Source organism: Mesorhizobium sp. LSJC285A00 (genome assembly GCF_000503155.1).
Classification (GTDB): domain Bacteria; phylum Pseudomonadota; class Alphaproteobacteria; order Rhizobiales; family Rhizobiaceae; genus Mesorhizobium.
Genome location: NZ_AYVK01000004.1, coordinates 1 through 25,430 on the forward strand (window position 1 = coordinate 1; position 25,430 = coordinate 25,430).

The 25,430-nt window shown below is 63.9% G+C and carries 11 protein-coding genes and 1 pseudogene; 9 read left to right on the top strand and 3 right to left on the bottom strand.

The window, feature by feature from the left end; translation table 11 throughout:
* Both pbpC and X726_RS163035 read right to left on the bottom strand, forming a co-directional pair.
* On the bottom strand, nucleotides 1-1,767 hold a 1,767-nt coding region (gene pbpC / locus X726_RS163040; RefSeq protein WP_023668184.1), incomplete at its 3' end, for a penicillin-binding protein 1C.
* An 83-nt stretch (nucleotides 1,768-1,850) separates the two neighbouring features.
* The gene (locus tag X726_RS163035; RefSeq protein WP_023668185.1) at nucleotides 1,851-7,337 is read right to left on the bottom strand and encodes an alpha-2-macroglobulin family protein; all 5,487 of its coding nucleotides are present in this window, start codon (nucleotides 7,335-7,337) and stop codon (nucleotides 1,851-1,853) included.
* A gap of 277 nt (nucleotides 7,338-7,614) precedes the next feature.
* Here X726_RS163035 and X726_RS01000000166625 point away from each other — a divergent pair.
* The 8 genes and pseudogenes from X726_RS01000000166625 (at nucleotide 7,615) to X726_RS163000 (ending at nucleotide 23,008) form a co-directional block, all read left to right on the top strand.
* Nucleotides 7,615-9,554 (top strand): annotated as a pseudogene (locus X726_RS01000000166625) (autotransporter assembly complex family protein).
* 2 nt (nucleotides 9,555-9,556) lie between these two features.
* Nucleotides 9,557-15,604, top strand: coding sequence for a translocation/assembly module TamB domain-containing protein (locus tag X726_RS163030; protein WP_023668186.1), 6,048 nt, complete (start codon nucleotides 9,557-9,559; stop codon nucleotides 15,602-15,604).
* Between the two features lie 254 nt (nucleotides 15,605-15,858).
* Complete coding sequence (locus X726_RS163025) at nucleotides 15,859-17,511, top strand: ABC transporter substrate-binding protein (protein WP_023668187.1); 1,653 nt, start codon at nucleotides 15,859-15,861, stop codon at nucleotides 17,509-17,511.
* A gap of 223 nt (nucleotides 17,512-17,734) precedes the next feature.
* Nucleotides 17,735-18,769: an ABC transporter permease gene (locus tag X726_RS163020; protein WP_023668188.1), complete on the top strand. Its 1,035-nt coding sequence runs from the start codon at nucleotides 17,735-17,737 to the stop codon at nucleotides 18,767-18,769.
* A 13-nt stretch (nucleotides 18,770-18,782) separates the two neighbouring features.
* Nucleotides 18,783-19,940, top strand: coding sequence for an ABC transporter permease (locus X726_RS163015; protein WP_023668189.1), 1,158 nt, complete (start codon nucleotides 18,783-18,785; stop codon nucleotides 19,938-19,940).
* 47 nt (nucleotides 19,941-19,987) lie between these two features.
* A complete protein-coding gene (locus X726_RS163010) occupies nucleotides 19,988-22,204 on the top strand; it encodes an ABC transporter ATP-binding protein (protein ID WP_023668190.1) in 2,217 nt (738 codons plus the stop codon).
* 142 nt (nucleotides 22,205-22,346) lie between these two features.
* Nucleotides 22,347-22,574, top strand: a complete 228-nt coding sequence (locus X726_RS163005; protein WP_023668191.1) for a hypothetical protein — start codon at nucleotides 22,347-22,349, stop codon at nucleotides 22,572-22,574.
* Nucleotides 22,571-23,008, top strand: a complete 438-nt coding sequence (locus X726_RS163000) for a TA system VapC family ribonuclease toxin (RefSeq protein ID WP_023668192.1) — start codon at nucleotides 22,571-22,573, stop codon at nucleotides 23,006-23,008. The genes X726_RS163005 and X726_RS163000 overlap by 4 nt, the downstream gene beginning before the upstream one ends.
* Nucleotides 23,009-23,064: 56 nt before the next feature.
* Here X726_RS163000 and X726_RS162995 read toward each other — a convergent pair whose 3' ends face one another.
* Nucleotides 23,065-23,655: a transglycosylase SLT domain-containing protein gene (locus X726_RS162995; RefSeq protein WP_023668193.1), complete on the bottom strand. Its 591-nt coding sequence runs from the start codon at nucleotides 23,653-23,655 to the stop codon at nucleotides 23,065-23,067.
* A 216-nt stretch (nucleotides 23,656-23,871) separates the two neighbouring features.
* On the opposite strand from X726_RS162995, the gene X726_RS162990 reads away from it, so the two are divergent.
* Entirely contained in the window at nucleotides 23,872-25,410 is a 1,539-nt protein-coding gene (locus tag X726_RS162990; protein ID WP_023668194.1) for a trimethylamine methyltransferase family protein, read from the top strand.
* Nucleotides 25,411-25,430 lie beyond the last annotated feature (20 nt).

Consider the following 25,430-nt stretch of genomic DNA (forward strand, 5'->3'; position numbering starts at 1 on the left):
GACGACGCCGGCCGGCTGGCTGGGCAACGGTACCGCTGCAAGGCTGGAGCGGACGAAGCCCTCGAACAGGATGGGGGCGGCCGAGACATAGCCGGACAGGCCGGGCACGGCGCCGGCATCGGCGCGGCCGACCCAGACGCCCAGCACGTAGCGGCCGTCGAAGCCGACCGACCAGGCGTCGCGGTAGCCGTAGGACGTGCCGGTCTTGTAGGCGATGCCGCGCTGCAAGGCGCCCTCGGGCGGCTTCACGCCCGACAATATGTCGGTGATCTGCCAGTTCGCCTGGGCGTCGAGGATGGTGGCGGTGGTGCGCTCGGCATTGGCCGGCTCGGTGCCGTCATGGAGCGTGTTTGCCTTGCCGCCATTGGCGAGGCCGGTATAGAGCTGGACGAGATCGCGCAGCGTTACGCCGACGCCTCCGAGGCCGATGGCGAGGCCCGGCGCCTCGTTGACCGGTAGCACGGGGCTGACGCCGGCCTGGCGGAAGCGCGCCATCAGCCGTGCCGGGCCGACAGAGTCGAGCACGCGGATTGCCGGCACGTTGAGCGACAGCTGCAGCGCCTGGCGGATCGAGACATCCCCCTGATACCCCATGTCGAAATTCTTCGGCCGGTAGCCGCCGAAATCGACCGGGCTGTCCTCGATCAGCATTTCCTGGGCCACCAGCCCCTGCTCGAAGGCGAGGCCATAGATGAACGGCTTCAGCGTCGAACCGGGCGAACGCACGATCTTGGTCATGTCGATCCAGCCGGAGCGGCTGGCGTCGAAGAAATCGGCCGAGCCGACTTCGCCAAGAATGTCGCCGGTGCGCGCGTCCGCCATCACCATGGCGACCGACAGGCGCGGGCCAAGCTTGATCGCGGCATCGCGCGCCACCTGTTCCAGCCCTTGCTGGACGCTTTTGCGGATCGTCAGCTGCAATGGCTTGCCGGGTACGGCCTTGGGCAGCATGGCATAGGCGGCATGTGGCGCCAGTGCCGGCAGTTTGCGGCGCAAGCCCGAGACATCATCGAGCGCTGCGCGCGCGGCCTCGCGCTCGCCAAGCAGGTCAGCTGATACCATGCGGGTCAGCACGCGGTCGCGGGCTGCATGAGCGATGGTGAGATTGCGGTCGGGCCGGCGCTTTTCCGGCAATTGCGGCAGCGCCACCAAGAGGGCTGCTTCCGAGACCGTCAGCCGCTTCGGCTCCTTGCCGAAATAGGCGAGTGACGCGGCGCGCACGCCTTCGAGATTGCCGCCATAAGGCGCCAGCGTCAAATAGCGTTCGAGGATCTCCTGCTTAGACAGCCGCCGCTCGATCTGGATGGCACGCAGCATCTGCTTGATCTTCGAGCCGAGGCTGCGGTTTTCGCGTGGCTCGATCAGCCGGGCAAGCTGCATCGACAGGGTCGAGCCGCCGGAGACGATATGGCCGCTGGTGGCGAACTGGCCGGCGGCGCGCGCCAGCGCCAGCACATCGACGCCATCATGGTCCCAAAAGCGCTTGTCTTCATAGGTGACCAGCATGTTGACGAACTGCTTGTCGACCTGGTCGAGATGAGTGTCGAGCCGCCAGTAACCGTCCGGCGTGGCGAAGGCGCGCAACAGCTGGCCGTCGCGGTCCTGGACCTCGGTGGAGACGGTGAGCCTTCCGGGCAGCGGCGGCGGAAAAGCGCGGTCGAGTTCCCAGAGAGAAGCGGCAGCGATCGCCGCAAAGCCGACGAGGGAGGCGGCGGCGATGCCTGTTCGACGGAGAAATTTTCTGGAGAGCATGGTGGTGCCCTTCATCCGCCGGCCGGCTCCTTCTCTCCGCATAGCGGGGAGAAGGAGATGGTCGCGGACATCGGCGTGTTCATCTTCGTCAAGGCGCCTTACGGCGCCTTGATCTCCATCATGCCGGTGGCGGTGCGGGCCGAATATTGCGGCCGGTACATGTCCTCCACCGTGGCTGCCGGATGGGCATAGGTGCCCGGCGTTACCGCACGCACGACGTAGGCCAGCATGATGTTGCGGTCGCCATCGCCGTCATTGGGATTGAATGCCGCGACGAAACGGTCGTCGCGGAATTCGAGATGGGCTGCGTCCGTTTGCGCCAGCCAGGTGAAGTTCGACAGCTGGGCGCTGGAAACAAGGCCCGGATTGTCGATCTCGAAGCCGGCCGGCAACAGGTCGGTGATCAGCAGGCGCGAAGGCCAGCGGTTCTGCTCGTAAACCTTGAGCACGACCACGTAGCGTTCATTCTGCGTCGCCTCGGTGACGTTGGCTTCGGTGCCATCGAGCTTGTAGTAGGTGCGGTCGATGGTGAAGCCGTCGCCGCCGGCCGGCAAGGGCTCTACCGGCGAGGCGACCGTGGTGACGACCGCCTGCAGCGGCGTGGCGCCGGTGTTGGCGATGGTCAGCGGGCTGTCGGCAATGTCGGTGCCGCTGAGGTGGTTGGAATATCCACCTGCATGCGGCGCGCCGTTGACCGACAGCGTGATAGAGTCGTTGCCCGACTTCAGCGCGCGGGCCGCCAGAAGCATCCAGGACTCGTCCTGCGTGCTGGTCCAGCGGGCATCGGCGCGTTCCCTTGCCACCAGCCGGATCAGCTCCGGCACGATGGTCGGCACCGGCTTCGATTCGGCGGCGAGCGCCAGGATCGCGGCGCCATCACGCAGCCGCGAGCCATAGTCGGACCGGTAGTAGTCGTATTCGGTGGTCGACTTGGCCAGCTGCAGCGCCGTCTGGAAGGTTGCTTCCGAACGCTGCGCGTCGCCGTAGAGCGCCAGGCTCGCCGCCAACTGGGCGACGGCCATCGGGCTCGAGAAGGCTTCGAGCTTGGTGTCGGCGTAGTAGCGCAGATCGCCGACCGAGGCCTTCTTGTTGCGGGCCAGAACATAGAGCGCGTAGGCGATTTCGCTGCCGCGATCCTGGACGTCCTGGTCGTAACCGACCGAGTTTTGCAGATTGCTCAGCGCCTGGCTCATCGCCAGCGCCGGCACGTCGTAGTTCTGCTCGCGCGCCCGGGTCAGGAAGTCGGTGACGTAAGAGTCAAGCCACAGATCGCCGGAGCCCGGACCCCACAGGCCGAAGCTGCCGGCCGAAGCCTGGTAGCTCAGCACCTTGTAGATGGCGGCCTGCACGCGGCCGTGCAGTTCGGGATCGCTTTGCATGCCAACGCCGGACGCCAGATCGTTGACGTAGAGAAGCGGCATGGCGCGGCTGGTGGTCTGCTCGGCGCAACCATAGGGGTAGCGGTCGAGCGTCATCAGCAGCGACGGCACGTCGAAGGCGGCAGCCTGCGAAACGCCGACGCTGATCGAGGCGCCGTCGAGCAGGCTTGCCGCGAGCAGCTCCTTGTCGACGCGCAGCGAGCCGCCATTGCCCTTGAGGTCGACGACCAGACGGGTGGTGACCGGCAATTGCGCCGGACGCACCGGAACATACAGCGTCTGCTCGACGGCGGTGCCGTCGCCATGGGCGAGCTTGATGGTGATCGAGGCATTGCCCGCCGTCTGTGCAATCAGCGGCACGGTCAGCGTCTGGCGCTTGCCCTTGGCCAGCGTCAGCTTTTCGGGCAAGGGCTTGTCGCCGGTCGAGAGGTCGCCGGTCGTGGCGATCGACAGGGCATAGTCGCCCTCCGGACCGTCGGTGTCGGCGACGTCGAGCCGCATGATAGCTGCATCTCCAGGCGCCAGGAAGCGGGGCAGGCCGGCAGTGATCACCACCGGATCGCGCACGATGACATCGGTCGTGGCATGGCCGACGGCCTCCTTGGTCCAGGCGACGGCCATGACGCGCACGGTGCCGTTGAACTGCGGGATGTCGAAGTCGATCCTCGCCTTGCCGTCGGCGTCGAGCTGGACCGGGCCGGAGAAGAAGGCGACCAGCTTTTCGGTCGGCGGACTGCCTTGCGGCTGCATCGAGGCGCCGTCGCCGCCGGTCCTGAGCTTGCCGCTGGTGCCGAGCGAGCCGTCGATGAGACGGCCATAGATGTCGCGGACTTCGAGCCCGAGCATGCGCTGGCCGAAATACCAGCCCTCCGGATCCGGCGCCTTGTAGTTGGTGAGGTTCAAAATGCCGACATCGACGGCAGCGACCGTGACATAGGCATTGCTGCCCGGCGCTACGCCGGCGACCGAAACCGGGATCGACAGCTGCTGGCGCGGCATCGTCTTGTCCGGCGGCGTCAGGGTGACGGCGAGCTTTTTCGAGCCTGGGTCGACCGTCAGCCATTTTACGCCGATGGCGCGCGCCGGCATGCGGGTTTCCTGCGCATCGCCGGGCCGGAACAGGGTTGCGGTGATGTAGGCGCCGGCGCCCCAGTCGTCACCGACCGGGATCTCGACCGTGCTGCCGCCGGCCGGCACGGTTGCCGTGACGGTCTTGAGCAGCTTGTCGGCGCCGATGGTGACCAGCAGTTCGCCGGCAAAATGCGGCGACACTTTCAGCTTGGCCACGTCGCCGACGGCATAGCTGTCCTTGTCGAGAGCGATCTCGAGCCCGTCAGGCGTTTCGGTGGAGGTCGAGGAGACATACCAGCCGGCGTCGAACTCATAGCTGGTCGCCGGGCCCTCGGGATCGGCAGTCTCGATCTCGAGCCGGTACTGGCCCCAGTCGACCGGCATCGTCACGGCCGCCTCGGCATCGGCGCTGAGATCGACCTGGCCGTTGGCGATCGATTTGGTGAAGGTGACCGGTTCGTAGTTCCACGAGTTGTTGTTGCGATACCACTGGTAATTGCGTTCGACCTTGACCAGCGACCACTGCGCGCCCTTCAGCGTCTCGCGCTTGCCGTCGGGATCGACCGCGATGAGGCTGAATTTGGCGGTGCCGCCCTGCGGCACCTCATTGTCGGCGAAATCCGGACGAATGCCGATCATGTGGCCTTGCGGGCGGATGCCGATGTTGAGCGAGCGCTCGATGGCGCGGCCGCCGGTTTCGCGCATGCGAACCGTGACCTTGGCGTCGACCAGCTTGGTGGTCGCGGGCAATTGGTCGACCGTGACCGGGAAGGTCGCCTTGCCGTCGTCGCCGACCACCGGCAGACCGGTGAACGGGGTCACCGAAGGCTCGGCCGACTGCTCGTCGGCAAGGCCGAACGAATAGCCGGCGAAACGGTCCCAGTCGCGCGCTGTCGACAGCGTCAGCTCGCCTTCGAGCGCGAGGCCGGCGGCCGGCGCGCCATAGAGGAAGCGGCCGTCAATGTCGATGTTGGCGGTTTCGCCCTGTGCGATCTCCTGCTTGTCGGACTTCATGTCGAACTCGATGCGATCCGGCACGAAGTCTTCGACCAGGAACATCTGGCTGGAAACGGCCGCCTGCTTGGGATCGGTATAGATCGACACCGTCCAGGTGCCGCGCATGGCGTTGGCTTCCAGCGGGAGGTCGACGGCATAGCCGCCGGCCGAGACGCCATCGGCAACGATGCGGCGGTTCTCGACGCCGTCGGGACGGGTGAAGATGAAGGTCAGCGGCAGGTTTTCCACCGCTTTGGAGGCGCCGTCGCGGGCAAGGGCTGCGACATGCACATCCTCGCCGGCGCGGTAGATGCCGCGTTCGGTCCAGGCATAGACATCGAGCGCGCCCGGTGCGGCGCGTCCGGCGACGCCGCGATCGGACAGATCGAAGCCGGCGCGGCCCATGTCGAGGAAGACGAAATCGTTGTCGCCCTGCTTGGCCATCAGAACGGCCGGCACCATGCCGCCGTCGCCGCGCGTCAGGCCGGGGTTGAAGACAGCATGGCCTTCGGCGTCCGACGTGGCTGTGCCGAGGATTTCATTGTTCCTGGCCAGCAGCGTCAGTTCGGCGCCGGCGATCGGCTTGGCGGTTCCGAGCGAGCGGGCAAAGACATTGAGGCCATCCTGGCCGGTATAGGTCGACAGGCCGATGTCGGAGACGACGAACCACTGCGTGGCAAGCGAATTGTAATTGTCCTCGTCGTTTTCGTTTACCGCTTGCGCGGTCAGCACGTAGACGCCGGGCTTGCGCTGCGGCAAAGCTTCGTCGACCGGGAACGACGTCGTGACGTCCTTGTTGAGGTCGTTGGCGATGTCGAGCTGGCCCTGCCAGACCGGCTCACCCATCTGGTCGGAAATGCTGGAGATATCATAGCCGTCGAGCTGCTTCAGGAACTGATAGCCGGACAGAAGCTGCGCCAGCGAACGATCGCCGATGCGGTAGAGCTTCATCTGTGCGGCATTCATGTTGACGGTGACGACCGGGATGCCGCGGCGGGCGCCGGCGGGCAGCACGAAGCTGTCGCCGGTGAAGCGGGCGGACGGCGCGCGGTCCTGCACATAGATCGACAGCACGACCGGAGCGGCGGTGACCTCGCCAATGGCGGCCGGCAGACCGGCGCGGAAGGTCACTTCGTAATGTTGGCCGTGCTCCAGGCCTTCGACGCAGATCTGCTTGTCCTTGGCCTCGACGCCCTTGGGCGGCTGGTTGTCGACGGTGACGAACTGGGCGTAGTCGACGCCGGTCTTCACCAGCTCCTCGGAAAACTGCGCGCAAATGCGCGGCGCGCTGGTGTCGGCGTCGATCGAGTGATCGATGACGCGGAAGCCCTTGCGGGCCTTGAGATCCTCATATTCGGCCTTGACCGCCGGCGAACTGACCAGCGCGAGGCTGGCTTCATAAGCCTGCAGGGCCGGACGGTAGAGATCGCGGCGGTCGAGGCCGTTGCCGAGCAACGCCAGCACTTCGGCGCGGGTCTTGGTAGTGCGCAGCAATTTGTAGGCGTTGATGGCGGCGGAGGTGCCTTTGACCGGCAGATTGTAGGATTCGGAGGTGCCGCTGGCCGGCTGTATGGCAAGCGTTTCACGCGCCAGACCGAGCCAAAGCTGGCCGTCGTCAGGCAGGACCGAGACCGCGGCCTCGTATTTGTTCATGGCCTGGCCATGGTCGCCGGTCAGTGCAGCCTGTTCGGCGGCGGCGCGGAGTGATTCCAGCCCGTCGGTCGGCTTGTCATAGGCCGGATCAGTCAGCTTGTTGCGGTATTGCTGGGCCTGGTCGGCCATCCAGTTGGGGAAGAAGGCGAGTTCCGGCGGGGCGCCGATATCGGGGTCGCCATCGACATTGACGACCTTGCCCGCGACCGCGCCGCTGAAGGGTTTCAACTGGTTATAGTCGGATTTTAGGAAGCACCATTTGGCCTTGTTGTTGTAAGTAAAGGCGCGGCAGGCGGGGTCGCCGAGGCATGTCGTCTTGCACTGATCGAGGCTGACATTCTGGTCCGATCTGAGATCGAACCCGAAATAGTCGGAATTATTTGAGGTCACCACCCGGCGGGCTTCGGCCGCTTGCGCTACAGACCCCCAGGCGAAAATGAGAAGAATCAAGATCGACAGACCACGAGCCGCCGCGCGCATCGCCATAACACCCTCCAGACACTGCTACGTCCGCGGCATGTTCAAGCTTCAGTCAAGCTTGTCAACACGAGGACGGGCAGGTTTCCGCCCGCCAACGGTTCCCAAACCGGCCAATGACCGGTATGCCGATAGTTCATCCACGGGAAAGGGATCACGCATTCTTGCGAAAACGCAGAAGGTGTGAATTCCAAGCCCTGCCTATTTCAGACAATTGGATTGTGGCCCCTTTACGAGCGCTTCAAAACTTCATTCCAATTTTAGTTTTGTAACCTAGGTTGTCCTGATGCCGGCGTATGAAGCGCAGATGTCGAAGGTAAGTGCGCCACGGCGCACGCTTTCGCGTGCGCTGATTGTGGCGTTGGCGTGCTCGAGCGTGCTCGTTGCCGAATCAGGGTCGGCAGCCGCCTTCGAGCTCTTCGGCATCAAATTGTGGGGCTCTTCGAATGACGAGGACGCCGATATCGTCGACCCGCTGCGCTATGCGGTGACCATCGAAGCGCCCGATGCCGACAAGGACCTGATCAAGAAGCTCGAAAACGCCTCGTCGCTGAAATCCGACGAGGACCGCCCGGTTTCCGGCTCGCTCGGCCTTTTGGCAAAGGCGCGTAGCGACCGCGAACAGCTGGTCGCCGCGCTTTATGCCGACGCCCGCTATGAAGGCGTCGTCACCATCACCATCCAGGGCAAGGCGCTCGACGATTTGCCGCCCGATGCCGAATTCACTGGTCCGCAGCCGATCCCGGTGGTGGTCAGCATCGCCAGCGGGCCCAAATTCACACTCGGCAATATCAGGCTGGAGGGCGATGCCGCCGGGCTGGCGAGCGCCGATTTCGGCCTGATAGCCGGCGGCGATGCCGGCTCGGGCGCCGTGCTCAAGGCCGAGGCGCTGATCGTGCGGGCGCTGAAGCAGGAGGGCCGGCCGCTGGCCCGGATCACCGACCGGCAGGTCGTGGCCGAGCACACCACCTCGACGCTCGACGTGACGCTGACGGTGGCCGCCGGGCCGGTTGCCGGCTATGGCGACACCACCGTCGATGGCACCGAGAAGGTCGATCGCGAGTTCACCGAATATATGACCGGGCTGAAACGCGGCCGGCAATATTCGCCCGACGAGATCGACGATGCCCGCGACCGGCTGCTGAGGCTCGAAGTGTTCAACAGCGTGACGCTGAAGGAAGCCGACAGTCTTGACCCCGACGGCAACATTCCGATCGGCGTTCAGGTCAGCGAGCGCAAACCACGCTATTTCGGCGTCGGCGGCACTTTCTCCAACACCGAAGGGCTAGGCCTGGAAGGCTATTGGGGCCACCGAAATCTGTTCGGCCGGGCCGAAAAGCTGCGCATCGAGGGCAAGATCAGCGGCATCGGCAGCAACGATCTCAGCGAGCTCAACTACAATGCCGGCATCATGTTCGAGAAGCCGGGGGTGGTCGGGCCGGCCTCGAAATTCATCGCCAGCGTCAAGACCGTACTCGAACATCCCGACGCCTACGACCATTTTTCGGTCAAGGGCAGCACCGGCCTGTCCTATGAGATCGACAAGAAGCAGACGGTTTCGGCTGAAATCGCGCTCGACTACTCCAGGATCACCGACGCTTTCGGCAAGCACAAATACCTGATCGCCAGCATTCCGCTGCAATATGTCTACGACAACAGGGACAACCGGCTCAACCCGACCAGCGGCTTCAGGGTTCTGGCCTATGCCGAACCGAGTTACGACATTCTGAGCNCATTCTGAGCGGCGCCGCCTTCCTCAAGCTCAGGGGCGAGGGGTCGGCCTATCAGTCGCTCGACACGGCCTCGAAATTCGTGCTTGCCGAACGCGTCGCGCTGGGTTCGATCGTCGGCACCGGCCTTCAGAACGTTCCAGCCGACAGGCGCTTCTATTCCGGCGGTGGCGGCTCGGTGCGGGGCTATGCCTATCAGGGCATCGGACCGAAGGACATCGACAATCAGCCGATCGGCGGGCTTTCCTTCTTCGAAACATCGGTCGAAATGCGCATTGCTCTGACCGACACGATCGGCATCGTGCCGTTCGTCGACGCCGGCACTGTCTCGACCACAGCGACGCCGGACTTTTCAGACGTGAAGGTCGGCGCGGGCGTTGGCCTGCGCTACATCACGCCGTTCGGGCCGCTGCGCATCGACGCCGCCGTGCCGCTCAACCGCGACCGTGGCGACCCGCGTTTCGGCATCTATGCCGGGATCGGACAGGCGTTCTGACGATGAAGATTTTGAAACGCATCCTTCGCCTGTTTTTCTACACGCTGCTGATCGTGGCGGCGGCGGGCATCGGCGCGTTGGTCGTGCTGACCAAGACCGAGCGCGGCCGCGAAAATCTCGCCGGCATCATCTCTGACATGGCCTCGTCAGGGGACAGCAAAGTCACGGTCAGCGGCATTAACGGTATCTGGTCCGGCGCGCTGACGGTCGACCATGTCGTGCTGGAAGACCGCGAGGGCGCCTGGCTGGTGGCCCGCAAGGTGGCCGTCGACTGGTCGCCGCTGGCGCTGTTGTCGAAGAATTTCAGCGCCGACCGCATAGCGGCCGAACGGATAGAACTGGCACGGCTGCCTATGGCGAGCACCGAGCCGAGCAAGAGCGGGTCGACCGGCCTGCCGGTTTCGCTTGATATCAGAGCGATCGATTTGCCGGAGATCGCGCTCGGCCAGCAACTTGCCGGCAGCGGCATTGCCGAACTTGCGGCCAAGGGATCGGCCAAGGTCGATGCGTCGCCGCTGGCGATCCAGACGGTGCTCAACGTTACCCGCCATGACGGCAAGCAAGGCAATGTCGACGCCAACATCCACTTCGCGCCGGATGAAAACAAGCTCGACCTCGATCTCAAGGCTTCCGAGCCGGCCGGCGGCATCATCGCCAACCTGCTCAAGCTACCCGGCGCGCCGCCGGTCAACATCGTCGTCTCGGGCACCGGGCCGCTGGCCAACTGGAGCGGCATCGGCACCTTCATGGTCGACGGTCAGATCGTTACCCAGCTCACCGGCCGGCACCAGCTCACCGACAAGGGCAACCGGATCGAGGCCAAGGGCGACGGTTCGTTCGAAGGCTTCCTGCCGGAACGGTTCAAGTCGCTGTTTGCCGGCAAGACCAGCTTCGACCTAGCCGGCACCGCGACCGCGACCGGCGGCGTCGACATCGAGCGCGCTGCGATCGAGAGCGACGCAGTTCATGGTACCGCTGCCGGCATGGTCGACCCCAAGGGCGCCAGCGACCTTTCGGTCGAACTCGTGGCCAAAGCCAAGCCGGTCACGGTCAATGTCGGTACCCAGGCGCAGCCGATCATGGTGGCCATCAACAATGTGACCGCGCGCGCCTTCGGTGACGGCAAGGCGCCGATGATTGACGCCAGCGCTTCACTGGTGTCGGTGGTGGCGGGCGGCTCTCAGGTGAACAATCTGGATGCGAAGATCCATTCCGACGGTTTCGACATCGAGAGCCGCAGCGGCCCGGTCAGTGTAAGTCTGGCGGCCGCCGGGCTGAAGACCGACGTGGCGACGCTGGCGCCGCTGATCACCGGCAAGCTGACGGCCTCTCTTGCCGGTTCGATCAGCAGGGACGAGATTTCCCTCGACGAAGGCACGCTGCGCAGCGATGCTCTCAATGCCGGGCTGACGGCCAAGGTGACGCTGGCCGATCTCGCCATGACGCTGAAGATGAATGCCGATGCTGTGTCGACGGCGCTGCCGCCGCAGATCAGTTCGCTGCTTGGCGAACGGGTCAAATTCTCGGCGACCGCGACGCGCGATCCGCAGGGCTCTTTCGCCGCCAACTCGATCGAACTCACTTCCGGTTCGCTGAGCGCCAGCGGCACCGCCAGCGCGCAAGGCAGCGATATCCAGGCCGACATCAAGGGCAAGCTCGGCGACGTCTCGGTGCTGTCTTCGCTGGTCGGCGTGCCGGTCGCCGGCGGGGTCGATTTCGCGCTGACGGCAAGCGGCGCGCGCAACGCACCGGATTTCTCGGTTTCGGCCGACAGTGCCAGCCTGACGGCCTCCGGCCGCACGGTCAAGGACATCAAGCTGACCGCATCGGGCAAGGCCGACATTGTGAGCCCGGCCGCAGATATCTCGCTGACCGGCGCGGTCGACGAACAGCCGCTCGCCATCAAGGCGGCGCTGGTGACGAGCGATGGCAAGCGCTCCATCAAGGGGCTCAGCGTAGCGCTGGGCGACAACAAGGTGTCGGGCGACCTCACGCTCGATGAGAAATTCCTGCCGCTGGGGACGCTGACGATCTCCGCGCCCGATATCGCGCCGCTGGCGTCGCTGGCCGGGCAGACGGCGGCCGGCGATATCGGCGGCACCGTGGTGTTCGCCAAAGACGGCGAGGCTCCCACTGTCACCATCAATGCAGCCAGCGTGTCGATCGCGCGCGGTGATGTGGCAGCCAAGGCAGTCACCGTCAGCGCACTGATCGCCAACTATCTCAACAGCCCTGCGATCTCCGGCACGATCAAGGCCGAGAGCGTGACCTCGGGAACGACCGTCGTCAGTGGCATCGGCGTCGACCTCAAGCGTGACGGCGACTGGACGAATTTCACCGGCGGAGCAACCATATCAGGCATTCCGGCGACAGCTGCCGGGCGGGCGAAGATTGCTGGCGGCGCGACCAGCGTCGAGATCGCGTCCGGCGAGGCGACGGTGCGCGGCATCAAGGTGGCGATCGCCGAGCCGTCGAGCCTGACCATTGCCGATGGCATAACCAACATTCAAAGGCTGGTAGTCGATCTCGGCGGCGGCTCGGTGACGCTGTCGGGCACGGCGGGCCAGACGCTCGATCTGGCGGCGACCTTCTCGGCGCTGCCGGCTGCGCTTGCCAATGGCTTTTCGCCCCGCCTCGATGCCGCGGGCACGCTCGACGGCACGGCGCAAATCACCGGGCCATCAGCAAATCCCGACATTCGCTTTAATGCAAAGCTGGCCGGCGCCGAGACGAGCCAGACCCGTCAGGCCGGGCTCGGGCCGCTCGATGTCGATGCGGCCGGCAGCTATTCCGCGGCCGGCGGCGTCGTGCTCGACCAGGCGACGCTTTCGGGTGAGAAAATCTCCGGCAAGGCGGCCGGCACCCTCAACCCGAACGGCGCCAGCGATTTCGCGCTCGATCTGACATCGTCCGGTCCGAGCCTGCCGTTGACGCTGGGCAGCGCGGAAAGCCCGATCAAGCTCGAATTGCAGGCGCTGTCGGTGAAGGCGGCCGGGCAGGCTGCGCAAGCCAAGCTCGACATCTCGGCGGTACTGCCTTCGGTGGCGACGGATGACGCCAAGGTCGAGGGCATTGCGCTTGCGCTGCATTCCGATGCATTTGATATGAAAAGCCGAACCGGTCCGATCTCGGGCACGGTGACGGCGGACAAGATCGGTCTGGACAATCCGACCATCGCGCCGCTGATCGCCGGCAAGATCACCGCCAAGATCGCCGGCACCCTGGCGGCGGACGCGATCACCATCGACAGCGGCTCGGTGCAGGCCGATGCGCTGGGCAGCGCCTTCAATGGCCGTGTCGGCTTTGCCGATGGAGCAATCGACCTCAACCTCAACGCCGACGTGCTGTCGGCGGCGTTGCCGGCGGCGGCGCGCAGCGTGCTGGCAGAGCGCACGCAGCTCAGCGCCACGCTGAAGCGGGATGGCAATGGCAATGTCAGCGCCAATCCGGTCAAGCTGGCGTCGGGCGCACTGACCGCGGACGGTCAGGCCAGTCTCGCCGACAATAAGCTCAGCGCAGATATCAAGGGTGCACTGGCCGACATCTCACTGTTGTCGAAAGATGCCAAAGGCGCGATCAGCTTCGCACTCAGCGCGCAGGGGCCTAGCCTGGCGCCGGACCTGTCGCTGACAGTCAACAGCGACCGGCTGCTGGTGGCGGAACGCGAAATCACCGGGTTGAAGCTGACCGCAACCGGCAAGGCCGACGCCGCCAATCCGGCGGCCAATGTGCAACTGACCGGCAATGTCGCAGGGCAGGCGCTGCAAGGCAGCGCGGTGCTGGCGACGGCCGACGGCAAGAGCGCCATCAACGGCCTGCTGCTGTCGCTCGGCAACAACAAGATCTCCGGCGACCTTGCGCTCGACGAGGCTTTCGTGCCGGTCGGCACCATCGCGCTCGACCTGCCGGATATCGGGCCCCTGGCGGCGCTGGCGCTGGAAAAGGCCGAAGGCGACGTGCGCGGCACCATCGCCTTCTCAAAAACCGCGGATGGCCCGAACGTCGCCGTCAAGGCTGCGACCGCTTCGATTACGCGCGGCGACCTGCAGGCGAAGACGGTGTCGATCGATGCGCTGGTCGCCAACTATCTCGCCGCGCCGGTCATCTCGGGCAAAATTCGCGCCGACAGCGTCATTTCCGGCGGCACCGCCATCAGCGGCATCGATGTCGATTTGAAGCGCGACGGCGACTGGACCGGGTTTTCCGGCGGCGCCACCGTCAAGGGCATTCCGGCGAAGGCTGCGGGCAGGGTAAAGGTGGCTGGCGGCACCACCACCATCGAACTCGCTTCCGGCCAGGCCACGGTGCAGGGCATCAAGGCGGCCATCGCCCAGGCCTCGACCGTCAGCATCGCGAACGGCACCACGACGCTGGACAAGCTGGTGCTCAATCTCGGTGGCGGCACGGCGACGGTGACCGGCAAGGTCGGGCAGGCACTCGACATCAGCGCCGCGCTGTCGAAGGTGCCGGCCTCACTCGCCAACAGTTTTTCGCCGGGCCTCCAGGCCGCCGGTTCGATTTCGGGAACAGTCAAGGTAACCGGCGCGCCGGGCAATCCGACTGTCGCTTTCGATATCGATGCTGGTGGGGTGCAGACCTCGCAGACGCGCAGCGCCGGTCTTGGCGGCATGAATATCTCCTCGTCGGGAACATTCGCCGGCAAGAAGCTCACCTTCAACGCCGACATCAGCGACGGCGCCGGGCTTGGGCTCAAGGGCGGCGGTACGGTGACGACGGCCGGCACACCAGCGCTGGTGCTCGACTTCAACGGCAAGGTGCCATTTTCCTTCCTGGCCGCCAAGCTTGCGGCGCAAGGGCTGTCGCTCAGCGGCACCGCTAACGTCAATATCCAGATGCGCGGCCCGGCGGCGTCGCCGGTGATCGGCGGCACGGTCAGCACGTCGGGCGCCCGCCTGGTCGACGCGCGCTCCGGCCTTGCCGTCAACGACATTGCCGCCGACATTTCGATCGGCAACGGCGTTGCCCGGATCAACCGGCTGACCGGCACGCTGTCGACACGCGGCAGCCTGTCGGCCTCCGGCACACTCGGCATCAATCCGGCGCAAGGTTTCCCAGCCGATTTGTCTATCAAGCTGGTCGACGGCCGCTATACCGACGGCAGGGTGGTGACAGCCAATCTCGGCGGCGACCTGACCATCAAGGGGCCGCTCACCTCGGCGCCGGTGATTTCGGGCACCGTCAATCTGGCCAAGACCGTCATCACCGTTCCGGATAAGCTGCCGGGCTCGCTGGCAGCGCTCGGTGTCAAGCACAAGAACGCGCCCGCCTCCGTGCGGGCGCAGGACAAGGCCTTGCGACCGGCGGCGGCCAGCGGGGGTGGCGGCAGTGGGCTTGTCCTCGACGTCACGGTCAATGCGCCGAACCAGATCTTCATCCAGGGCAGGGGCGTCGATGCCGAGTTCGGTGGTTCGCTGAGGCTGACCGGCCCGGCGGCTTCGCCGCAGGCGGTCGGCACCTTCACCTTGCAGCGTGGGCGGCTGTCGATCCTCGGCAAGCGGCTGACCTTTACCGAAGGCACGGTCGGCTTTTCGGGCTCGCTGGTGCCCTACCTCAACTTGACCGCGACATCGACCACGACCAGCGCCACCGTCACCATCGTCGTCTCGGGCGAAGCGACCAATCCGAAATTCGACTTCTCCTCGGTGCCGGCGCTGCCCGAGGACGAGGTGCTGGCGCAGCTGATTTTCGGCCGCTCTATGTCGAACCTGTCGCCGCTTCAGATCGCGCAGCTGGCCGAGGCCGCCGGCCAACTGGCCGGCGTCGGCGGCTCGACCTCGCTGCTCGAAAACCTGCGCAGTGCAATCGGCGTCGACGACCTGGATGTGACCACCGATGACCAGGGCGGCACCGCCGTGTCGGCGGGCAAGTACCTCAATGACCGCACCTATGTGACGATCCAGAAAGGCGACAGGCCAGGATCGGGCAAGGCGACGATCGACCTCAATGTGGGACGCGGCGTCAAGCTGCGCGGCGAGGCCAACGATGGCGGCGAGGCCAAGGGCGGCATCTTCTACGAAAAGGAATATTGAGTTCCTGGCCCTTACCGCCGCCGGAACTGGCGCTGTCTCAACCCGCCCAAAATGTATCAATTTACTCGCCTAAGCAGATTCCGGCGGAATCTGGGCGCGCTAGCACTTTTGCGCCAAGTCTGTCGTTATCACGCGAACCGCTCCCTTTTCAAAGTTGCACATTCCCTAACAGGTTCCGTAGCCATGCCGTCTTTGACATCACGGCAGGGATGCGGAATGTTAAAAGGCGGAAAGCCAACAATGGGAGTTAAGGTATGACAAATTACAAGAGTAATGGCGATCGCGTTCCCGATCACATCCTGGCCATGGCCGAAGAAGCCAAGGCAGGCAAAGTCGATCGCCGCGAGTTCCTCGCCATGGCGAGCGTGTTCGGCGCGTCGACCGCGATGGCCTACGGCATGCTCGGCGTAGCCGTGCCGACCCAAGCCAGGGCCGAAGAGGTGCAGGGCAAGAAGGGCGGCATCCTTAAAGTCGCGCAATGGGTCAAGGATCCCAAGGATCCGCGCAAGGCCGACTGGTCGGAAATCGCCAATGCCGAGCGTCAGGCGCTTGAGCCGCTGGTCAAGTACACCAGCGAATACACGTTCCGCCCGTACCTTCTGGAGAGCTGGGAGGTCAACGACGACGCCACCGAGTACACGCTGCATGTGCGCAAGGGTGTGACCTGGTCGAATGGCGATGCCTTCACCGCCGATGACGTCATCTTCAACCTCAAGCGCTGGGCCGACAAGAAGGCCGAGGGCAATTCCATGCCTGGCCGTCTCGGCACGCTGGTCAAGGACGACAAGCTCGACGAAAGCGCCGTGACCAAGGTTGACGACCACACCGTCAAGCTGAAGCTCGGCAAGGCTGACATCGCGCTCATTCCGAACATGTGCGACTATCCCGGCCTCATCGTGCACAAGAGCTTCGACGAGAAGGGCGGCGACTTCAAAGCCTGCCCGATCGGTACCGGCCCGTTCGAGCTCGTCTCCTACGATGTCGGCCAGAAGGTGGTCTACAAGCGCCGCGAGGACAACAAGTGGTGGGACGGCGAGGTGTTCCTCGACGGCATCGAATTCGTCGACTACGGCACCGATCCGGCAGCCATGGTCAGTGCCTTCGAGGCCGGCGAAGTCCATACCAATTTCGAGACCTCGGCCGACTATGTGTCAATCCTCGACGGACTGGACCTGGTCAAGTCCGAAATCGTCACCGCGTCGACCATCGTGTGCCGCACCAACATCAACAACAAGCCTTACGGCGACCAGAAGGTACGCAACGCGCTGCAACTCGCGGTCGACAACAATGTCGTCCTGCAGCTTGGCTACGGAAATGCCGGCACGGTGGCTGAAAACCACCATGTCTGCCAAATCCACCCGGAATATTACGAGCTGCCCAAAGTCGCTCGCGATCCGGCCAAGGCCAAGGCGCTGATGGCGGAAGCCGGCCAGGCCGACTTCGAGCATGAGCTGATCACGGTCGACGAAGACTGGCACAAGAATACCGGCGACGCCATCGCCGCGCAGATGCGCGACGCCGGCCTCAAGGTAAAGCGCACGGTGCTGCCGGGCTCGACGTTCTGGAACGACTGGACCAAGTATCCGCTGTCGATGACCAACTGGAACATGCGCCCGCTCGGCGTTCAGGTTCTGGCGATCGGCTACCGCACCGGCGAGGCGTGGAACGAGTCGGCCTATTCCAACCCCGAATGGGATGCCAAGCTCAATGCAGCATTGGCCGTTGCCGATGCGGCCAAGCGCAAGGAGATGATGAAGGACATCGAGCAGATCCTGCAGGATTCCGGCATCATGATCCAGCCATACTGGCGCAAGCTCTACAGCCACTCGGTCAAGGCGGTGCAGAATTACAAGATGCATCCGACCTTCGAGCGCGACTACGGCAAGGTCTGGCTCGACCAGGCGTGATCGGAACGTCAGGGAAGGGGCGCTTCGCTCCTTCCCGTCACGCCTCGCTTGGTCCAGAACCGGAAGCCGCCGCAGCAAAAAGTTGCGGACTCTCCTGAAAGACCGTTCAATAAAACTGGGTTGATTGCATCCGAGTGCCGATTTGACGGCCAACTCTGCCGGCAACGGCAAAGCTGGTTTTTCGAACTGGCTCCAACCCCAACCAGACCGGCAGGGGACCGCCATGCTTTCTTTCGTAATCCGGCGTCTCGGCACCATGGCATTGACGATGCTGTGCCTGACGATGATCGTCTTCTTCCTGATCAACCTCGAGCCGAATTTGAAGAAGCTGGCGATCAGCCAGACCGAAATGCACACATCGGCCGAACAGCTCGAAAGCTGGCTGGTCAACCATGGCTACCGGCAGAACTTCTTCGTGCGCTACGGGCAATGGCTGGGCGTCGTCCCGAAGCAACCGGTGACCGATCCGGCGACCGGCAAGCCGACGCAGCGTTTCTCCTTCTGCAACGATCCGCTGGAGCCGAAATTCTCCGGCATCCTGGAAGGTGATTTCGGCTGCTCGACGAAGTTCAAAACCTCCGTTGCGTCAAAGCTCTTCCCCGCACTCGCCGCCACCGGCATTCTGATGCTCTGCGTGCTGTTGGTGATGGTACCGATTTCGCTGCTGATCGGCATCCTGGCCGGCATGCGCGAGGGCTCGCGAACGGACCGAACGCTGTCCGTCGCCTCGATCGCGTCGACGGCGACGCCCGAATATGTGTCCGGCGTCATCTTCACCGTCATCTTCGCCTCCTGGCTCGGCTGGCTGAACGGTTCGGCCGCCTCGGCAAGCCAGGGCATCACCTTCTACAATTTCACCCTGCCGGTGATGACGCTGGCGATCTACGGCATCGGCTACATCGCCCGCATGACGCGCGCCTCGATGGTCGAGGTGATGACGCAGCAATATATCCGCACCGCCCGGCTGAAGGGGCTTTCCTTCGGCAGCGTCGTCGTCAAGCACGCGCTGCGTAATGCGCTGATCGCGCCGTTCACCGTCATCATGCTGCAATTTCCCTGGCTGCTTACCGGCGTCGTCATCGTCGAGGTGATGTTCCGCTACCAGGGCTTTGGCTACACGCTGGTCGAAGCCGCCGGCAACAACGACATCGATCTGCTGCTTGGCTGTTCACTGGTCTCGGTGTTCATCGTGCTGATCACGCAGCTCATCTCGGATGTCGGCTACGCGTTCCTCAATCCGCGTATCAGAGTTCAATAGGGGGCTGGGGCAGATGCAGGTCGAATATATCGGTGCCTTCAATGTCGTGCTCGGCGTGATTGGGCGTTTCTGGCCGGTCTGGTTAGGGCTTGCCCTGGTGATGGGAGCGAGCTTCGCCTACAAGAAAAGGCTCGGCCTCTACGGCCAGCTGTTCGATAGCGGCGTCGGCATAGTGGGTGTCGGCATCTGCCTGTTCTGGCTGTTCACGGCAATCTTCGCGTCGACCGTCGCGCCCTTCGATCCGCTCGCCCAGGTGCCGATCATGAAGGATGCGCTGCCGGGCGCGCTCGAGCCGGTATCGAAACTCATCTACTATTTCGGCGGCGACAAGCTCGCCCGCGATGTCTTTTCGCGCATGGTCTATGGCAGCCAGATCGTGCTGATCATCGCACCGGCTGCGACCGGTTTCGCGCTGATGGTCGGCATTACGCTCGGTCTGCCCGCCGGCTACTATGGCGGCCGGATCGACACCGTGCTGTCCTTCCTGGCCAATCTGGTGCTGGCCTTCCCGGTGATCCTGCTGTTCTACCTGCTGGTGACGCCGGGCATCATGGATACGCCGATCCCATACGCCATGGCCGGGCTGTTCTTCCTGTTCCCGATCATCTTCTTTTCGGTGCTGTTCTGGACCCGCTACAAGAACCGGCCGGACCGCCTCTATATATTGCTCGGGCTGACGCTGATCATCGGCGGCTGGGTCTATGCCGGCCTGGTGTTCGACGCCGATCCGTTCAAGATCATCCACATCGATCCCAACCAGCTCAACATCTTCGTGGCGGTGGTGTTCGCCTCCAGCCCCGGCGTATTCCGCATCGTGCGCGGCCTGGTGATGGACATCAAGACGCGCGACTATGTGGCGGCGGCGCAGACGCGCGGTGAATCGCCCTGGTACATCATGCTGTGGGAGATCCTGCCCAATGCGCGCGGGCCGCTGATCGTCGATGCCTGCCTGCGCATCGGCTACACCACGATCCTGCTCGGCACGCTCGGCTATTTCGGGCTGGGCCTGGCGCCGGAGAGCCCGGACTGGGGCACCGCAATCAAGGACGCCAGCCGCCTGCTGCGCTCCTTCATCCACCCGGCGCTGCCGCCGACGATCGCGCTGATGTCGTTCGTGCTGGGCTTGAACCTGCTTGCCGACTCGCTGCGCGAACAATCGATGAAAGACTGATCTGCGGGTTTCGGCCCGCGAGCATGAAAATAGGATTGGAGCGACCCATGAATGAGGCAGTTCGAAATCCCGGCAACCCGACCCTTGGGCCAAGCGCTGCGCCGATCATCGAGATCGAGAACCTGTCGATCTCCTTCTTCACCCGCAAGGGCGAGATCCCCGCCGTCATGGACTTTTCCTGCACGGTGATGCCGGGCGAAGCCATGGGCATCGTCGGCGAGTCCGGCTGCGGCAAGTCGACCGTGTCGCTCGGCATCATGCGCGACCTCTCCAACATCGGAAAGATCGTCGGCGGCAAGATCAAGTTCCAGGGCAAGGACATGGGCGAGCTGTCCGACGAGGAGTTGCGCTCCATCCGCGGCAACAAGATCGCCATGATCTACCAGGAGCCGATGGCGAGCCTCAATCCGGCGATGAAGGTCGGCCAGCAATTGATGGAAGTGCCGCTGATCCACGACAAGGTGTCGAAGGAAGAGGCTTACAAAAGGGCGCTCGAAATGGTGCGCTCGGTGAGATTGCCCGATCCCGAACGCATGATGCGTTCCTATCCGCACCAGCTGTCCGGCGGCCAGCAGCAGCGCATCGTCATTGCCATGGCGCTGCTGTCGAAGCCGGCGCTGCTTCTGCTCGATGAACCGACGACGGCGCTCGACGTGACGGTGGAGGCCGGCATCGTCGAACTGGTCAAGGGGCTGGGCGAGAAGTTCGGCACGTCGATGATCTTCGTGTCGCACAATCTGGGCCTCATCCTCGAGACCTGCGACCGCATCACGGTGATGTATTCGGGCGAAGCGGTCGAGACCGGCAAGATCAAGGACGTGTTCGACCGGATGCGCCATCCCTATACGCAAGGGCTGTTCCGCTCGATTCCGCTGCCGGGCGCCGACAAGAATTCGCGGCCGCTGATCTCTATCCCCGGCCAGTTGCCGCTGCCGCATGAGCGGCCCAAGGGCTGCAATTTCGGCCCGCGCTGCCACCATTTCGTTGAGGGCGTCTGCAATGCCGCCGAAATCCCGATGATCGAGGTCGCCGGTCACGAAGGGCATTTCTCGCGCTGCGTGCGCTTCAACGAGATCGACTGGGAAGCGCTGCCTCCCGGCGCCAAGAAGGTCAATGAGAAGGTCGTGCCCGGCGCGCCGGTGCTCAAGATCGAGGATTTGAGAAAATACTACAAGGTCGGCGGCAGCGAAGTGTTCGGCTCCAGCGAAGGCCGCGTGGTCAAGGCCAATGAGACGATCTCGTTCATGGCGCGCGAATCCGAGACCGTCGCCATCGTCGGCGAGTCCGGCTGCGGAAAGTCGACACTGGCCAAGGTCCTGCTGGGGCTGGAGACGGCAAGTGCCGGCACAGTGACGCTGGGCAACAAGGAGATCCAGTCGACCGGCATCGAGAAGCGCAGCGTCGAAACGGTGTCGTCGATCCAGATGGTGTTCCAGAACCCGTTCGATACACTCAATCCCAGCCACTCCGTCGGTTCGCAGATCATCCGCACGCTGGAAAAATTCAAAGTCGGCAACAATGTCGCCGAGCGGCGCAAGCGCATGCTGGAGCTGCTCGACCTGGTGAAGCTGCCGCGGGCCTTCGAGACGCGCAAGCCGCGTCAGCTCTCAGGCGGCCAGAAGCAGCGCATCGGCGTGGCGCGTGCCTTTGCCGGCGATGCCAAGGTGGTGGTGGCCGACGAGCCGGTGTCGGCACTCGACGTCTCGGTGCAGGCGGCGGTGACCGAGCTGCTGATGGACATCCAGCGCAAGAACAAGACGACGATGCTGTTCATCAGCCACGATCTGTCCGTCGTGCGCTACATCGCCGACCGCGTCGTCGTCATGTATCTCGGCTACATCGTCGAGCAGGGCACGACCGACCAGATCTTCGCGCCACCCTATCACCCCTACACAGAGGCGCTGCTGTCGGCGATCCCGATCGCCGACACCAGCGTGGTCAAACGGCACATCGTGCTCGAAGGCGATATCCCGTCGGCGATGAACCCGCCGAGCGGCTGCCCGTTCCAGACGCGCTGCGGCTACAAGAGGCTGGTGCCGGACAATCTGTGCGAGACCAAGGTGCCGCCGGTGAAGCATCTCGGCGATGGCCATATGAGCCTGTGCTGGCTGTCGGACGATGTGCTGGCGACGATGGAGCCGGTGATCAAGTTCGACAGGGAACACGCAGCGCATGAGGGCGTGCCGGAAGACGCACCGGATGGGATCGGCCCCGGTTTCGCCGGCGAACCGCCGAAGCGCCCGCATGGCAAGAAGCCGAGCTGACCAGCCATAGAGGCAATGCCGCTCGTTGGCGCATTGCCGCAGCGTCGCCATAGCTCAAGGAACGACAGCTACGTTCGCTTGAATATTGCTGTCCATTGCTTTATGTGATGCGTGATGTTTGATGCGCCATAGGGAGCATATTGTGAGAACCACACTTGCAATCGATGACGATGTCCTACTTGCGGCCAAGGCCATGGCGCGACAGCAGGATCGCAGCGTTGGCGACGTCATTTCCGATCTGGCTCGCCGCTCACTGCGCAGGCCCCCGACCGGCGGTGAACGCAACGGCATCCCCTTGCTTGCATCGCGGCCCGACGGCCCGATGGTCGATCTCGAAATGGTCAATGCGCTTCGCGACGAATTGCCGTGACCTTCCTGCTCGACGTCAATGTGTTGATTGCGTTGATCGATCCGGCTCACGTCGCGCATGAAGATGCCCATCGGTGGTTCCAATCCTCCGGGCATTTATCATGGGCAACATGTCCCATTACCGAGAATGGCGTCATCAGGATTGTAAGCAACCCGAAATACCCCAATTCTCCGGGTTCGCCCGCCGTGGTGGCGCAGGTTGTCGGCAAGCTGCATGCCCTTTCAGGACATCAGTTCTGGCCTGACGAGATCAGCCTTGTCGGTTCCAACGACATCGATGCAGCCAGGATCCTCACCCCGGCACAGGTAACGGATAGCTATCTGTTGGGACTCGCCAAGGCGCGTGACGGCCAATTGGCGACGTTTGACCGAAAGCTGTCGACGGCAGCGGTAAAGGGAGGGAGGTCGATCCTCCACCTGATCCCAAGCGAATGAATTGCTGAGTTCCGCTTCGATCGCAAACTGCGTGGCTGCAAGACCGCTTGGCAACGTCAGCTGCCGCATTGCTGCAGCTGTTCGGCATAGTCGCGGGCCATCTTTTCGGTCGCCCTGGCATAGCCCTGCACGCCGGCGTCACCACGGTTGCCACGGCCGTAGGCGGTCCAGCCGAGATAGTAGGCGAGATAGAGATTGTAGGTGTCGTTGCGGGCGACGCCGAACGTGTCTGATGTCTTGGAATGATACCAGCCGACGAAATCGACGGCATCGGCAAACTTGGTCCGCCTCGCCGCCCAACTGCCGGTTTCGCTTTGGTATTGCGACCAGGTGCCGTCGAGCGCCTGCGAGAAACCGGTGGCCGACGAGACATGCTTCCACGGAATGAAGCCGAGCAGTTTGGTACGCGGCGGCCTGGCATTGCTCTTGAAACCGGATTCCTTGCGCACCGTCGCCATCAGCACGGGGACGGGGACGCCGTATTTCTGCGAGGCGCGCTCGGCGGCCGACTGCCAGTTGTCGAACCAGCCGTCGTTCTGGTCGAAGACGGCGCAGACATCGTTGATATGGTTGGGCGGCGTCGCGCAGGCCGGCAAAGCCAGCAGCACGCCAACCGCTACAATTTTACTCAAATTCGAACTACGCATGGAAGACGGATAGGCCGAAATCATAAAGGGAATCTTTCGGCGTTTCTTAACGGCTTGCCGGCCTGGCTGCGCTCAGTGGGCCTGTATCATTATTCCGACCTTTCGCGTCGCCTTTATCTCCGTCAGAATTCAAAAATGCCGCCTTGGCTAAAATCACGTCCGCGAAGGGCGGATTTCTGACAGCGATGTCCGGATGCCGGCGCTCTGATGACAGGCATGAATGAACCAAGACGCAAGCGCGGCGCGGAGCGAACCAGCAACCGGGGGCCTGCCGCCATCCCGCAACTTCCACTGCGGCGGGTGACCAATCCCTATCCGCCGATGGCGATGCTCTCAGTCGACCAGGTCGAAGCGATCCACCAGGCGTCGATGCATATTCTGGAAAATTTCGGCATCGAGGTGATGTCTCAGCGGGCGCTGGCGCTGTTCGAGAAGGCGGGCGCAAAGGTCGACCATGCAACGGCGAACGTCCGCATCGACCGGGGCCTTGTCGCCGAGGCGCTGAAGACCACGCAGTCCAGCTACCGGCTGACGCCGCGCAACCCCGCCAACACCATTCATCTCGGCGGCAACACGATCAATTTCACCCTCGTCGCCGGGCCGCCCAATGTGCACGACATGGAGCGCGGCCGGCGCGCCGGAAACTTGCGCGACTATGCCGATCTGACCCGGCTGGCTCAGCATTTCAACTGCATCCACATGCTCGGCAACCAGGTCTGCGCGCCGGTGGAACTGCCGGCGAACACCAGGCACATGGATACCTATTTCACCAATCTGACGCTGACCGACAAATCCTTCCATGTCTCGGCGATCGGACGAGGCCGGGCGCTGGACGGCATCGAGATGATGGCAATCGCGCGCGGGCTGACGCTGGACGAGATGCGCGATGATCCCGGCATTGCCACCATCATCTCGGTCAACTCGCCGCGGCGTTTCGACGAGATGATGGCCGAAGGGCTGATGACCATGGCTGAGTTCGGCCAGTCGGTGGCGGTGACGCCGTTCACGCTGATGGGCGCGATGAGCCCGGTGACGCTCGCCGGCGCCCTGGCGCAGCAGAATGCCGAGGCGCTGTTCGGCGTGGTGCTGACGCAACTGGTGCGCCCCGGCGCGCCGGTGATGTACGGCGCCTTCACCTCCAACGTCGACATGAAGTCGGGCGCGCCGGCCTTCGGAACGCCGGAGAACACCAAGGCCAACATCGCCTCGGGGCAATTGGCGCGGCGCTACAATCTGCCCTACCGCACGACACCGGGGTCGGCATCGAATGCGGCGGACGCGCAAGGCGCCTACGAGACGCTGATGGCGCTGTGGGGCGCTGTGCTCGGCCACGGCAACCTCGTCTATCATGCCGCCGGCTGGCAGGAGGGCGGGCTGACGGCATCGTTCGAAAAGCTCATCATTGATGTCGAGATGATCCAGCACATGATGGAGTTCCTGCGCCCGATCGTCGTCGACGAGGCGGAGCTTGCGGTCGAGGCGCTGGGCGCGGTGCCGACCGGCGGCCATTTCTTCGGCGAACCGCACACGCTGGAACGCTATGCCACCGCCTTCTACCAGCCGATGCTGTCCAACTGGCAGAATTACGAGGCCTGGCAGGAAGCCGGCGGCCTCGACACCACGGCGCGCGCGACGCGGCTGTGGAAGAAGGCGCTGGAAGACTATGTCGAGCCGGTGATGGACATCGCCGTGCGCGAGGCGCTGGAGGCGTATGTGGCCAGGCGCAAGGAAGCGATCGGGCAGGGCGAGCCATGACTTTTTCAACATCGGCGCGC